The 14,722-nt window shown below is 55.1% G+C and carries 8 protein-coding genes; 1 reads left to right on the top strand and 7 read right to left on the bottom strand.

The window, feature by feature from the left end:
• Positions 1 to 71: 71 nt before the first annotated feature.
• The 6 genes from CPJ18_RS17710 to CPJ18_RS17685 all read right to left on the bottom strand — a co-directional run bounded on the left by CPJ18_RS17710 (position 72) and on the right by CPJ18_RS17685 (position 12,152).
• Complete coding sequence (locus CPJ18_RS17710) at positions 72 to 2,081, bottom strand: sensor histidine kinase (protein WP_167397932.1); 2,010 nt, start codon at positions 2,079 to 2,081, stop codon at positions 72 to 74.
• A 218-nt stretch (positions 2,082 to 2,299) separates the two neighbouring features.
• Entirely contained in the window at positions 2,300 to 5,749 is a 3,450-nt protein-coding gene (locus CPJ18_RS17705) for an autotransporter domain-containing protein (protein WP_103659523.1), read from the bottom strand.
• 254 nt (positions 5,750 to 6,003) lie between these two features.
• Positions 6,004 to 7,995 (bottom strand): Fe(3+)-hydroxamate ABC transporter permease FhuB, encoded by a 1,992-nt coding sequence (fhuB, locus tag CPJ18_RS17700; RefSeq protein WP_103659705.1) that lies wholly within the window; start codon positions 7,993 to 7,995, stop codon positions 6,004 to 6,006.
• Positions 7,988 to 8,851, bottom strand: coding sequence for an ABC transporter substrate-binding protein (locus CPJ18_RS17695; protein ID WP_245445433.1), 864 nt, complete (start codon positions 8,849 to 8,851; stop codon positions 7,988 to 7,990). The genes fhuB and CPJ18_RS17695 overlap by 8 nt, the downstream gene beginning before the upstream one ends.
• Positions 8,852 to 8,971: 120 nt before the next feature.
• Complete coding sequence (locus CPJ18_RS17690) at positions 8,972 to 11,134, bottom strand: TonB-dependent siderophore receptor (RefSeq protein ID WP_103659521.1); 2,163 nt, start codon at positions 11,132 to 11,134, stop codon at positions 8,972 to 8,974.
• A 133-nt stretch (positions 11,135 to 11,267) separates the two neighbouring features.
• Positions 11,268 to 12,152: an AraC family transcriptional regulator gene (locus tag CPJ18_RS17685; protein ID WP_077104345.1), complete on the bottom strand. Its 885-nt coding sequence runs from the start codon at positions 12,150 to 12,152 to the stop codon at positions 11,268 to 11,270.
• A 169-nt stretch (positions 12,153 to 12,321) separates the two neighbouring features.
• Here CPJ18_RS17685 and CPJ18_RS17680 point away from each other — a divergent pair, with 169 nt between their 5' ends.
• Positions 12,322 to 13,134 (top strand): ATP-binding cassette domain-containing protein, encoded by an 813-nt coding sequence (locus CPJ18_RS17680; protein ID WP_077104343.1) that lies wholly within the window; start codon positions 12,322 to 12,324, stop codon positions 13,132 to 13,134.
• Positions 13,135 to 13,142: 8 nt separating this feature from the next.
• Here the strand turns inward: CPJ18_RS17680 and zwf are convergent, their stop codons facing one another.
• A complete protein-coding gene (gene zwf, locus CPJ18_RS17675; protein ID WP_077104520.1) occupies positions 13,143 to 14,651 on the bottom strand; it encodes a glucose-6-phosphate dehydrogenase in 1,509 nt (502 codons plus the stop codon).
• Between the last annotated feature and the right edge of the window lie 71 nt (positions 14,652 to 14,722).

Raw genomic sequence — 14,722 nt, 5'->3', positions numbered from 1 at the left:
AACCCTGCGATAAGTAACCCGCACCTGTTCCAATCGCAACCAATGAACTCCGAACGTGCTTGTTTCCAAGGTCACACCAGACTTGGCAGAACTATTTTTGCTTCGGTACCGCCATCTATTCCGCTCAATAATGAGAACCGCCCTCCATGGGCATCCGTCGTCCGCTTGACCAGAGACAGGCCCACACCCGTGCCCTCGATGTGAGCAGAATTGGCACCTCGCATATGGTTCCTGATCAGTTCCTCGACCGGTTCTGCGCCGATACCGATGCCCTTGTCTCTGATCTGTATGTGAACTTCGTCCATCTCCCGAAAAACATCCAACCAGACGAGTGTCGAGCCAACGGGCGCTGAAAACTTGAACGCATTTTCCAGAAGGTTGATGATGGCCAGTCGCAGCATTTCGGCATCGGCACGAATAATTGCATGTTCGGCATCCGCCGTGATCGAGACATCCAAAGTAATGCCGTGCAGCAGATCCCGTGCACTCGTAATGGCTTGATTGACGATATCGACGACACCGATCTCTGAAAACGATGGCTGAAATGCTGGGCCTTGAAGCTTGCTGCGTGTGAGGTTGACCTCCAGCACCTCGACCAGACGAGCAATGCCCACATGCGCACGATCCAGTCGCTCGCGATTGGGTTCATCGTTATTTGGCAACGTCAACCGGATACTTTGCAGGTTCGTGCGGATCACCCCGAGAGGTGTGCGGTACTGATGGGAAATAACCTCCATGAAGCGAACTTGCTGTTCCTGTGCCTGTAATTCGGCGCAGAGCGCGTTTTCTGCCACCCGCTTCGCCTCGACGAGTTCTCGTGTTCTTTCCAGCACGAGGTCATTAGCCTGCTGTTCGGCAGCATTGGCCGCCTGAAGTGCACGGCGATCTGCATTTCGCGCTGCCGTTTCCGCGTTGCGAAGCCTTACAGCCAGCGAACCTGTCAGCAGGGTAAAATGCATGATGCTCGTTGCCGCATAAGATCCCGCGACCCAGCTCGGCCACGGGAAAATGCCGTAGCGCTGGCCGTTGGTGGCAATCAACCCAGCCCACAGCAGACCGAACGCTGCGAAATTGAGGCCGGTTTGTGCGTTGGGTCTACGCCTGAAATCCGAGAGGGCCACTGCCATGGCCAAGGTGGTGAGCACCAAGATAACAGGCCCCGCCATAAGGACGAAGTAGCGGTTCACCCCCAACAAGACGCAGATTACACCCAGAATGCCAACAGTCGCTGCGAAGCGGAAATAAAGGTTGATCCGGGGGTGGCGCTGGGGAAGTTCGAGGATCGCAGCAATCGACAATGCACCGGCTGCTAGGCCGAACCATGAGGACATACTTGTCAGATAGTCGTTGCCAAGGCCGCCCTCGTTGAAAAATAGCAGTCGCGCCAAACCAAGGCTGCCGAAATAGGTGGAGCTGACGGCGACTATGTCCAGCATGAGGAAAATGTAGAACTTCTTTCTATCAAAATACAAAAAGAAGAATTGGATGATGAGCAGGACACCCATGCCTCCGAACCACAGGCCCCGAACGAGATTCTGGAGGATCGATCTGTACTCGTAATAGGCGGGAGACAGCACCTCGGCGGAAACGTTAAGGCTCGCATCCTGATTATGAGCGCGGATGTAAATGATGGTCGTCTGTCCGGGATGCAATTCCAGAGGAAGAATGTTTGCGGAGGTGTTCAAATTGGCATGCGAGCGCGGCGAGTGATCGCCCATCTCGTAGCGATGGAAATCGGTGGCACTCATGCCAGTTTTTAGCACGCCGACATAGGCATCGAGTTCATCTGTGAAGTTTGGCATGATGGAAAGCAGAAGGTCCTGCGGCTGCTCGACCTGCGGAGAAAGGGTGAGAGCGAATCTCATCCATGCCGATGTCCGAACGAAGCCAAGATTAACGTCGTGTCCTGCAATTGGTGCAAACAGCGTCCGGCGCTGAAACATATCCTGCAACGCAGTCTTATCATCCTCGACCAGTGCGACGTCTATAAAGCCATCCAACGGCACAGAACCATATAGTCCGTCCGGGACTTGCTGCACACGCACCCCAGTCTCGGTGGCGTGAAGAGATGTGGCATTCATCAACAATGCTATGAGAATTGACAATAAAAGTCTGGATATCGACATGAGCCACTACGTCTGTTCACTGCATCTTTCACCCATCCCCTTGCACGTTTAACACGGATGAGGTTGTGCTGCGTCGCTCTGCTTGGTCTCAATGTCAAGCGAGACCCGGTGCAGGTAGGCAGATTGGTGGAAAAGGAGCGGCGAAATCCGCCACTCCTCATCTTGCGTCGATATCAGAACTTCACGCGCAGCTTTGCATTTGCGCCGTGGTCGTAAGCGTTCGAACCGATCTGACCATTATAGGTGAAGCTCAGCGTCGAGGCCGGGGTGATGGTGAGGTCCACACCCGCTTCGAGAAGAGCCGCATTACGATCGATTGGTGTCGAAGAGATGGCGAAGCTGTCGCCTGTCAGGAAGCGTGCCGACGAGACGGGATCGACATCACCGTAGGCATGCATCCAGCCGATGGTGCCGCGTGCCACCGAGGCAACGCCTGCCAAGTCGAAATCGGTCGATGTGCGCAGACCGATGGTCGTAAACGTCGTGTTCATCGAGGACGAATCCACCGTCAGAGCAGCGGTGCCGCCGGTTTCGCTAAAGCCATCTGTCTTGGTGCGGGAATGCGCAAGGGCGGCAAACGGCTCAAGTGCGGATTTGCCGAGATTAAGACGATAGGCCAATTCACCATAAGCATTGAGGCTGGAGGCGTCGTAGTCGCCGGATAATGTCTGGCCGAGAGCGTTGACGTTACGCGTCGTGTCGACATTGTGCCATGTGTAGTTCACGCCGGAACGGACTGCGACGGGACCCCATTTGGTGCCGGAATAGGCACCGAGATGGTAGTTGGTGCTGCTGCCGCTGCTGCTGTCCGTATCGAAGAACGAGCGGCTATAGCCACCCAGAACACCGACGCGCCAGTCATTGCCGACCGCGACGTCGCCACCGACGAGAACACCACCATTGGAAATGTCCGTATCAGACTCGCCGTCGACACCGCTGACCTTACCCCAGGAGCCGAAGCCGTTGATCCATGTCGCAAAACGATCGGGATCGAAGGACTTCTTTGGTTCGAAGGCCGAAAACTGTTCGTTTTTGGGTGTCTCTTTCTCTTCCGCATAGCCGAGCGCCATGGAAGATGGGGCGGCAACGCCGTCTGTTACGGCGCGAACACGGCTGTTGAGGGCGGTGTTAACAGCGCGGTTGGTCTGGACGAAGGCACCTTGAGCTGTGGCGTAGACGTCACCGGAAAGCTGTTGGTAGGTTTGGCGTGCTTCATCAGCACTCAAAAGCAACAATTTGCTGCGCAAATCCAGTGACGCGCTATCGGTTTGGTCGAGCGTGTCTAGCGCCGATGCGACAGAGTGCTGATTTGTGGTATTGGCAACGGGTTCGAATACGCCCGATCCTCCGCCACTATTGCCGCCAGAAGACTTCAGAGCCACATTTAGATAGGCGTTGTCATCGTCATAGGAGGTGGTGATATCCAGAAACGCAGAGGCCGTATTGGTGAGCCCGGTAAAGGTCCCCGTCAACCCGTCGCCAGTCGAGATGATCTTGTATTTCTGGGCAGTTGTATAGCTGTTGGCACTGTCCAACGACGTTACCTTTACACCGGCTCCAACTTCTATGGTCGCGGTGCCGGATACCTGGGTCAGGTCGCTTGTGGTGCTGCTCAGATCAACCGCGTAGGTAGAGCCATCCCTCAGGATGAGGTCGCCATCGACTGTGAGAGTGCCGATGACACTCGGAACGGTCATCGAGGAGTAGGCCCCTCTGCTGTAGATGATCCTGTTCAAGCCGCCTGGCGACAAGATACCGCCATCTTCAATTGTTGTGCTGCCAATTGTGCCTGCGCCAGCAATGGTACCACCATCATACGCATTAAGCGTGCCTTTAAGTGTACCAGTGACGTTAAGCGTACCACCATCGACGTTCGTTATGCCGGAAAAGTTGGAGCTGTCGCCGGACAAAGTCGTTACGCCTGAAAGCTGGTGTATCTCACCATTTCCATTGATATTCGCTGAAAAACTATAGTCGGTATCTGTGTGGTTGAAGAGAATGGTGCCCGTTCCCCCCTGTCCGAACTTGATGGTTTCGGTCTTTAACGTTCCCGCTGCGACAGCGTCGTCTCCGGCAGCTGCACCAATGATAAGAATGCCTGTTGATCCGGGCTGATAGGCAATGTAGGTGATGCCATCGTAAGAGCCATCTTCTTCCAGCGAACCGACAGAAACTACGCCACCGTCTTGAATCATAAGGGTACCATCGCCCAGATTGCCGACGTAAAGTTTATCGCTGTTGGCCCATATTGATCGATCCCCCGTAACCGTCACTACCCCCTTGCTACCCCCGTTATACCCGATAAAGCCCTTTACATCCTCTACCACACCGCCATCTTCGACGTTGAGCGTGCCTTCTCCAGCATAGCCGACAAAGATATTGCCACTGTCGCTCCATTTAGATCCGTTGCCTGTGACGGTTACTTTACCTCTGGCATCGGTGGACGATCCGATTTGGGTCGTCCGACTTTCTATCGAACCGCCATCCTCGATGTTGAGTGTGCCGTTACCGTCTTTTCCAACAAAAATATTGCTCGCATTTTGCCATTTGGATCCCACACCCGTGACCGTTACTGCACCTACGCCATCGATATTATTACCGATGAAACCATAGGTGCTCTCTACAAGACCGCCATCTTCGATGTTAAGCGTGCCGTTGCCATCATTGCCGATATAGAGATTTGTGCTTGTCAATGTGGATCCGGAGCCCAGCACCGTCGCCGTACCTACGCTACCTGTAAAGAGGCCGATGTAACTTTCTTGACTTTCTACGAGACCGCCATCTTCAATGTTAAGCGTGCCATTGCCATAGAAACCGGTATAAAGCCCCAGTGTGTTCAGCCAGGTAGATCCAGTACCTGTTACGGTTACGGTACCCGCTGATCCAGCATTGTTTCCGAGGTATCCGTACTTGTTTTCGACGAGTCCGCCATCTTTTATATTAAGTGTCCCGGTGCCATCGACGCCGCCAATGTTCAGAACATTGCTGTTTGTCCATGTGGATCCGGCACCGGACACCGTCACATTGCCGGTGCCATCAGCATTGTTTCCGACATAAGCATTCAGACCTTTTACGACGCCTCCATCCTTAATGTTGAGCGTACCAGTGCCGCTATAGCCAACGTAAAGAGTGGTGTTCTGCCAGTTGGATCCTTGACCCAACACTGTGACAGCTCCTAAGCTGTCAGCATTGTAGCCGATATACGCAGTTTGACTTTCGACAAGTCCGCTGTTTTCGATTTTGAGCGAACCGTCGCCGCTGTTTCCGACTACCAAATTGCCGGAAGTATCCCACGTCGTTTCAGGTCCGGTGACGATAACTTCGCCCGTAACGCCACTAACCTGTCCAATATACCCTTCTACGCCGCTTAGCAGGGCCCCGTCGGAAACCGTAAGTCCGCCATTTGAACCATAGCCCACGTAAATGCTGCCATTTCCGACTGCGGTCGTGTTCGTGTTAACTGCGTTACCTAAACTGTCGTAGACTGTGAACAGTGGTTCCGCCCAGGCGAACGGTGGCAAAGTCAACAGCACCGTTGAAGCCAGCAGCATGCCCCGACTGAGCGACGCTGCACCTTTTACCCGCCGCGACCCATGGGTCGGCATCATCAAATTCTCAAGCATCAATGTCCCCTGATACGAAGTTCAGACGGTGCCCGGCCGCCATGCGTGAGTCCCTTCACGCGATGGGGATATTTTCGCTCAAGTCATTGAAAAAAGCGATTTTTTCGATCGTAGCAAATGTAACGCTATGCAACGATAGGCAGTGGAAAGCGTGGCGCAAACACCACAGGACACATCAAAGTGTCAGGGTGTCCTGATGACGTTTGATCACGATGATCGGGCTGCCGTTTTCGGCCGAATCGGCGGTATGCCGATCAACTGCGCTTCTCGAGGCGTGCAATGAGCCAGAGAAGGTAGGGGCCGCCGATGAGAGCCGTAAACACGCCAACCGGCACCTGATAGGGATAAATGACCACCCGCGACAGCCAGTCAGCGCCTATCAGCAAGGCAGCACCGATCATCAGTGATGCAAGCATTTGCTGGCGTGCGTCACTCAGTCCAATCAGCCGGGCGAGATGAGGCGCAACGAGTCCGGCGAGGCTGAGTGGTCCGACGAGGAAGGAGGCCACTGCCGTCATCAGTGCAGCCAGTATCGCCAACGCAAGCCGCGACGATGTCAGGCCGAGGCCGAGGCTTTTCGAAAGGACGGTGCCAAGTGGAAGGATGGTGAGCCAGCGGCTCATGAAGAGAAGGGGTGCTGCGAAGAGTGCGAGCGCGATGAGCGCGGCGAAGGCTTCGAAATTGCCGGCGCGATTGGTCGATCCGGCCATCCACATCAACAGAATGAAAGAGCGCATATCGCCCTGCGCAAGCACGATTGTGACGATGGCCATTGAAATGGCGCTCATCGCAATGCCCGTCAGAAGAAGCCGTTCGGCAGAAAGTTCTCGCGCAGCCGTTATCGCAATCATGATCGAGAACACCGTCAGCGCGCCGAGTGACATTCCAACCAACATGATCGTAGGCGACGGGGAGCCGACGATGTAGAGCGTTGCCGCGAGACCCGCTCCTCCGCCAGCCGATACGCCAAGCACTTCAGGGCTTGCGATCGGGTTACCCGTTACGCGCTGCATGATAAAACCTGCTGCGCCCAGAAGCGCGCCAGCGCCACCGGCAGCCAAAATACGTGGCAACCTGAAAGGCAATAGGTCCCAAAGGTCTTGGCCGAACGTAAACCGCAAGCCCGTGGGTGAAGGGCCGATGATGAGGGCTGCAAGCCCGAGTGCGACGATTATGGCGGCTATAAAAATATTGCATAAAATCGGACGTGCCAGCCGCCGTTCTATTGGAGCGGCAGCGGCGGTAACGGGCGCAATCGCATGAAGCCTCGGCAGAAGAAATAAAAGAACGGGCCCACCCATGAGCGCGGTTGCGGCACCCGCAGGCGCGAGATCAGAAAAGCCGGTACCCAGCAACTGGCTCGTTCCATCCGTTATGAAAAGCAACGCAGCACCCGCCAGCGGTGCGGCGATCAAGACTTGGCCTCTGGTCCGTGCACCACAGAGCTTTGCAAGTGCAGGGGCGGCAAGCCCAAGGAAGCCGATGACGCCGACAGTCGCTGTAACGGATGCAACCAACCAGACGGCCAAAAGCAGAATTGCCAGTCGAAGCCAGAGGAGGGATAGTCCGAGGCTTTTTGCGTTTGCATCATCAAGGGCAAGAACATTGAGCGGTCGAATAAGGACTAGGGCGAGGATGGCACCCAAGACAAGCCGAGGTGCGAGAGAGATGACACCCTGCCAGTCCTGCTGACTGAGAGACCCTGCGCCCCATATGCTGACGGATAGCGCATATTCGCCCCGCGCCAAAATGAGCGTGATGGTGAGCGAGGCTGTGATCATGCTGACGATCAAACCGGAAACCGCAACGGTTACCGGATCGAACGCCTGTCGCCAGGATAAGGCCAGCACCAGGGCCACCGCTGCGAGCCCGCCGGCGAAGGCGACGATCTCGCGGGAAAACCCGGCCAGTAACGGCGATAGACTGAGCCCGGCCGCCAAAGCAAGCTCGGCACCAGCCGCTATGCCCAGTGTCGAGGCATCGGCAATCGGGTTGCGCAGGACCTGTTGCAGCAATGCTCCGGCAAGCCCCAAAGCGGCCCCAGCAAACAGCGCGATGACTGCGCGGGGAAGCAGGCTGTTCCACAGCAGAATATTGCCAAGAACCGCTGCCGTGGCCGGATCACCCGGCACTAGGGGACGTGTCCAGATGAGCAGAGCCAGCATGGCGATACATGCTGAAGCGACCGCAACGACCGAAATAACGGGACGGTTTGTAATGGCGCTTTGCGAGGCGGTTCTAGCCATGCCAGGCATAGGTCAGACCTTTCGCAAGCTCCTCAGCAAAACGCCGCGCCGCAGGCAGCGCACCATAGGGATTGATCGAACCAAGCGTGATCACTCGCTTTTCACGGACCGCGGGCAGAGCATTCCAGAAAGCGCTGCGATCAAGCGCCACCAGTGCGTCAGGCGGGTGGGGTGGAATCATGACGATCCACGCATCAGGCATCGAGGCCAATGTTTCGATGCCCATCGGTGCCGCGGCAGAATAGGCGGTTGCACCCTTCCAGGCATTTTCGATACCGAGTTGTTTCAGCACGCAGCCGAACATGCTGTCTGCGCCAAAGACGCGATAATGTCGGGCATCACCCAGATTGATGGGCAGTACCGGCCTTCCATCGCCCCTCGCCAGTGTCAATTTCAATTCATCCAGTCGACTGACAGTATTGGCCACATAGGCCTCAGCTTCCAGCGCAATTTGAAGATGCCCGCCGATGGAAAGCGTTGCCCGCTCCGCCATCAGATAAGGCTCTTCACCTGGCACGTAGATACCAAGGTTGTGCGTGGGCGCGATGCGGCCCAGCAGAGGATCAGCCCAGGCGTAGAAATTGGAGTTGAAGATGATATCCGGTTTCGCAAAGGATAGCGTTTCCAGATTTGGAAGACCCCGCAGTCCCAGATCGGACACTGTCTGCGGCACCAAAGGTTCGACGGCGACCTCGCGAAATTGCCGAAGCTCAGGTGCCGCAACGACGTTTGCACCGAGGGCGAGGAGAGTTTCTAGAAGGGCCCAGTCAAGGGTTGCGGTTTTGGGACGGGTGCCGCGGTCAGGCTCTTGCGCAAAGGCGGGGAGGGATACTGCTACAGTAGCGGCACCTGCCAAAAAAACTCTGCGGGAGATGTGAGCCTGCGATTTCAGTTTAATCTCCGGTGATGTGAAAAGGATGGCCCTGTCGAGCCATCCCCTCAAAGTTATCAGGCACATTCATATCAGATGATTGTCTTACCAGACCTTGCTGATTTTGAAGGTGGCGGTGCGTGCCTCACCATACCCGCAGAAGATAGTCGTGTTGCAGCCCGCGACATATTCCTTGTCAAAAAGATTGGTTACGTTGAGCGAGGTCTTCCAACCGTTCTTTTCATACCGAATACCCGCGTCGAACACGACAGCATCGTCGACACGAAAATTATTGGCGTCATCAGCCCACGACTTACCACGGTAACGTGCGCCTGCGCCAAGACCGAACCCTTCAAATGCACCATCGGTAACCGTGTAGTCCAACCAGAGTGAAGCCTGTGAATTTGGTACCAGCAGTGGCGTCTTACCCTGCAAACTCGGATCGCTCGGGTTTTTAGTAAACTCGAGATCGGTATAGGACGCCGACGCGATTGTTTTCCAGTTATCGGTCAAATTGACCTTGCCTTCGACTTCGATCCCACGGGAGCGGACCTCACCAAGCTGTCTGCTGACAAAGGTCGGGGTAGAGACGGTATAGTTCTGTTTGTCGATCTGGAATACAGAAGTCGTCAGAACACCATCTAACCAGCTTGGTTCATATTTGATGCCAGCTTCGTATTGTTCACCTTCTTCGGGCTGCAATGCTCCGTCGGCACTCGTGCCTACTAGCGGGCTAAAGAAGGTTGAAACGCTTGCGTATGGAGTCAACCCATTATCGAACTCATAGGCCAGACCAGCACGGCCGCTCCAGGCGGTGTCGCTCAATGCCGAGTCTCCGGTCCCCAGGCGATCGTCCACTTTGCTATCCAGATAGTCGAAACGGCCGTTAAACGTGGCAATCCAGCCGTCGCCGAATTTTACCTGGTCCTGCGCATACACACCCACTTGATTGATGGAATAGATTTGGTGGGTAGAAGGCACCAATGTTGGCAGAGCTAAATTATAAGGCAAATCATTTGGGTTGATGGCGGTTGCGAACGAAGCCAACTGGTCATTGTCGAGACGGTAGTAGCGGTAGTCCAAACCCATCATGACGTTATGACTGGCACCTGAAAGATCAAACTCGTTTTCAATTCGGTTGTCGACGTTGAAAGAGTCTGCCTTTGAACGCACGTCGTCGGCATACATCAATACGTCTGCATCGGTTTGATCAGCATAATCGAACGGGTATAATTGCCGCTCACGCTTGTCGAGATATCCGTAACGCAGGTTCTGCGTGAATTTCCAGCCGTCTTCGAATTCATGCTGGAACTCGTAACCGACCATTGCCTGTGTCGAGCGCCCGATGTCGAAGTCTGCGTTTCCGAAATATGCGTCGCGGTCGATTTTGCCAAAGGAAGGGTTGGCAACGACGGTACCGGAATAGGGCAGAAGGCCGTTGGACGTGTGTGTTTGGTCGAGATGGCTCAGATAGGCCCAGATGTTCAGGCGTGTCGCGTCATCGGGTTGGAAGGTGACTTGCGGCATGAAAATGCCGCGGATGTCGTCCTGCTCGTCGGAATAGCCATTGCCACCGGCAAGCTTTCCAGTCACGCGGTAGTCGACCCCCTCACTGCCCGCCACGTTGTCTGATGCGTCAAAGCCGAGGAAACCGTTGCCGTTGCTGTCGATTCCCATTTCCGTATAGGTATAAGGCTCATCGCCCGGACGCTTGCGCACCATGTTAATGACGCCGCCAGCATTCGCGCCACCGAGAAGAACCGACGCTGGTCCCTTCAGAACCTCGACACGCTCCAGCATAAAGGGATCGACCTGAAAATTGCCGAAGGCATGGCTGGTCAGCGCCAGATTGTCTAGAAATAGACCTGTTTGGCTGGCATTGAAGCCACGCACGTAAATCCAGTCTGTGTCGGGGTCGGAACCATAGGGCTGTGCGAAAACACCTGGTGTGTAGAGCAGCGCCTGATCTACTTTGTCTACGACGCCACGGTCAGACATTTCTTCACGCCCAACAACAGAGACAGACTGCGGTATCTCTTTCAGCGGCGTGGCCGTCTTAGAGCCGGTCGTGGTCTGCTTGGCAACGTAACCGCGCACCGGACCTGTGCCGCCTTGCTCGCCATCGCCTTGAATGGTGATTGGCTCAAGGACCGTGCTGCCGCCCTCATTGGCGCTTTGCGCCAGCGCCCACGAGGCGTTCAGACCTAGCGCTGCGACGCTGGCCAATAAGCTCACCCTGATCAAGGGATATATGATCGATCTTTTCATTCTACGCCCCACTCGCGCCAATACCCGATAAGGTGAGTGGTTAACTCAAATTTAAATCCTTCGCTTGCCTTGATGCGCGACACTTGAATGATTTTGGGCAAATTTCACATCATCGCGCATTTGCTCACATGTTTTATTCAGAGTGTGACTTTTTCCACTGTGACGGCGTAACGCCCACATGTTTGCGAAACGTACGGCTGAAATGAGCGTGGTCGGCAAAACCGGTTTCCGCGGCAATCGTCGTCAGCATGTAACGACCGGATTTCAGCAAGTGCTTGGCACGATCGAGCCTCGCATTCATCTGCCACTCATGCGGGGCCACACCGGTTGCAGCCTTGAAGGAGTGGCTGAAATGCGATTGCGACAAGCCCGTGATCGTCGCCAGTTCCTCGAGCCTGATATTGCGCAGGCAATGCTCTTCGATGAAGTCCAGGGCACGGCGCAATTGCCAAGGGGAGAGGGCTCCCCGCTTGCGTGGTTCGGACCTGTTCAGTTTCAAGACGTCGATCAAGAGCGAGAGCGCTAGCCCATCGCCGTAAAGGTCATGCAGTGGTTCGGGATTGGCGAGTTCGGTCGCAATCAGATGTGAGAGCGTGACAATTCGGCTGTCGGCGAAGGATAATCTGCATTCTCTTAGCCGTTGTGGATCAAGGTCGTCGCCGAGGCGACGGTTCATGGTGTCCACGTCGAAATGAATATCGAGATGGCGGACATATTGAACGTTTTTGATGTCGACCCACAACTCAACATCTGCCGGTATGTAGGATATCGGGCTGAGATGACTGTCCTGCAGGATACCTTTCTCGCCAGCCTTGCGTCTCACCATAGGTCTGCCTGCGCCCCGGTGTTCCAGCAGGATGAATAGCCTCGGATCGCGGGCAACATAATGGCCGCCAGCATAATTCGCGCACTCCACATCCCAGAGGTCAGCAGTAATTCCGTTCCAGTATCGCCGACGAAGCCCACCGAGAACGGAGAATCCTTCTATGTGATTTTGCATTCTCGGCTGAAACGCCATTCTTAGGAACCTGATATGGATTAAAGTTTCGTTTAATTATCAAGTTTTGTGCTATGGTTCAAGGAGTCGTCATCGCAGCCCCACGTGCACGGCTCTACCGTGTTGACCATCTTTGATTAATTGGCCAAACAGGCAATACTGCTCGTCTAAACGAACATGCGGTAACCAAATGCAATCGAATGCTCACAAAACGTCACCAGATGCCGGCGCGCCACTTCTGTCGCTTTCCAATGTGAGTTTTGCTGTCGAGGGGCGCATACTTCTTCATCCTTTGACGCTGGAGCTTGGGTCGGGCCGATCCATCGGGCTGATTGGCCATAATGGCTCAGGAAAATCGACGCTTCTCAAGCTTATTGGCCGTCAGGAGATGCCGAGTAGTGGCCAGATCGTGTTTGAAGGCAAGGCATTGGCCGATTGGGGAAACCGCCCCTTTGCGCGTAGGCTGGCCTACATGCCGCAGCGCACTCCGGCAGCGCCGGGAATGCTGGTCAGAGAGCTGGTGGCACTTGGACGTTATCCGTGGCACGGGGCACTTGGACGATTTGGAGAAGACGACCGTCTGAAAGTTGAAGAGGCTCTGGAACTCACCGGCACGGCCAAATTCTCGGACCGCATGGTCGATAGCTTGTCAGGCGGAGAGCGGCAGCGGGTGTGGCTGGCGATGCTGGTTGCGCAGGACGCAAGCTGCCTGCTGCTTGACGAGCCCATTTCAGCGCTGGACGTGAGGCATCAGTTGGACGTTCTGGCTCTGACTGCTGATCTATGTCGAAAGAAAGGCATCAGCATCATCATGGTGCTGCATGATATCAACATGGCAGCTCGATTTTGCGATGAGATCATCGCTCTTCACTCCGGCCAGCTGGTAGCTCATGGCGCCCCGGCAGATATCATGAGCAGTGAAGAACTACAGCGGATTTACGACGTCCCGATGGACATCATACGTCAACCGTCGAACGGCAATCTCGTCGCCATGGCGCGATAGCGAAGTTTTCAGGGTTGCTTATGCGGGTGCGGACCTATTTGACGCCAACTGCGCCCATCTCGTTCAATAAGATCCTGCGCTGATTTCGGTCCCGTACTGCCCGGTTCATAACTTTCAGGTGATCCGCCCTTGGCCCAGAGATCAAGGAACGGCTGAACAGCCGCCCATCCGGCTTCGATGCCATCGGCGCGCTGGAACAGCGTCTGATCGCCCACGAAGAGTTCGTAGAGTAACGACTCGTAGCCAGTCGTCTTGCTGATGTCGAACTGGTCCGCATAACGAAAGTCCAGCGACACTGGTACGGTATCGACCGACTGACCCGGTGACTTGATTGACAATTCCATGCTGATTCCCTCATCCGGCTGGACCTGAATGACGAGCCGGTTTGGTGGCAGCTTTCGCGCGACGTCGGTTTCACGGAACTGAGCAAAAGGAACCTGCTTGAAGGTGACGACGATTTCCGTATCGCGCGCGTTCATTGCCTTGCCGGTTCGAAGGTAAAAGGGAACACCCGCCCAACGCCAGGTATCCGCGTAAAGCTTTAAGGCCACGAAGGTTTCAGTATGGGATTCGGGCGCGATATCTTTCGTTTCCCGATAGGCGGGGATCGTCGCGCCATTCACCGTTCCTGCAGTATATGCGCCGCGGGCTGAGTGAGTTTGCGCTTCCTCGGGAGTGTAGATCCGCAATGCTTCCAGCAGTTTGCTTTTCTCATTACGAATGGCTTCCGCACCGAAACTGTTTGGTGGCTCCATGGCGACCATGGCCAGAAGTTGGAAAAGGTGGTTGGGGACCATGTCACGTAACGCGCCGGTGGCATCATAAAATTTGCCCCGCGAACCAACGTCCACGACTTCAGCGGCTGTTATCTGCACGTGATCGATGTAGTTGCTGTTCCACAGCGCCTCGATCATCATATTGGCAAACCGCGTCGTCATAATGTTCTGGACGGTCTCCTTGCCCAGAAAATGATCCAGCCGATAGACTTGTTTCTCAGACACGGTATTCAAAATTTGCGCGTTCAACGCTCGCGCAGATGCGAGATCGGTTCCGAAGGGTTTTTCGATCGCGATCCTTCTAAAGGTATTATCATTTTCGGTGACAAGCCCGTGTTGCCCTAGTTTTTCAGTGATTGTCCCGAAGAACTGCGGGGGAACTGCGAGATAGAACGCGGCGTTGCTAACCGTGGTTTGTGCAAGACGCTTTGAGATTTCGAGGAAGACGTCATCTTTCGTGAAGTCACCGCTGATATAGGAAATGCGTTGTTTCAGTCGAAGCCAGGCCTGATCCATGGAGATGGGTTCTGCCCCGCCCAACCCTGCCAAAAATGTATCGAGCCGTTCCACGAGCATGGCATCGTCACCAGGTTCGATGCCCACGCCAAGAATATGCAGGTCGTCACCCACCAGCCCACTGCGTGTGAGGTTGACCAATGATGGGATCAAGAGGCGACGCGTGAGGTCACCAGTGGCACCGAAGATGACGAGTGTAACCGGAGGGGCAGGTGCAGCGTCCAAGATCAGGTCTCCAACATTCGCAAGGGCAATCATAGGGTCTGGTGTGAAAGCTAGATCAGGTTTCAGACGAG

The organism is Agrobacterium rosae (assembly GCF_002915175.1).
In the GTDB taxonomy this organism is placed as follows: Bacteria; Pseudomonadota; Alphaproteobacteria; order Rhizobiales; family Rhizobiaceae; genus Agrobacterium; species Agrobacterium rosae.
The sequence above is the reverse complement of the archived record's forward strand: the minus strand, read 5'-3'. Positions and strand labels throughout refer to the sequence as shown.

Bases quoted from the DNA above. Each gene is read 5' to 3' on its own strand.
- CPJ18_RS17690 (WP_103659521.1), bottom strand. From the start codon at position 11,134: ATGAAAAGATCGATCATATATCCCTTGATCAGGGTGAGCTTATTGGCC.
- fhuB (WP_103659705.1), bottom strand. From the start codon at position 7,995: ATGGCTAGAACCGCCTCGCAAAGCGCCATTACAAACCGTCCCGTTATT.
- CPJ18_RS17710 (WP_167397932.1), bottom strand. From the start codon at position 2,081: ATGAATGCCACATCTCTTCACGCCACCGAGACTGGGGTGCGTGTGCAG.
- CPJ18_RS17685 (WP_077104345.1), bottom strand. From the start codon at position 12,152: ATGGCGTTTCAGCCGAGAATGCAAAATCACATAGAAGGATTCTCCGTT.
- CPJ18_RS17705 (WP_103659523.1), bottom strand. From the start codon at position 5,749: ATGCTTGAGAATTTGATGATGCCGACCCATGGGTCGCGGCGGGTAAAA.
- CPJ18_RS17680 (WP_077104343.1), top strand. From the start codon at position 12,322: ATGCAATCGAATGCTCACAAAACGTCACCAGATGCCGGCGCGCCACTT.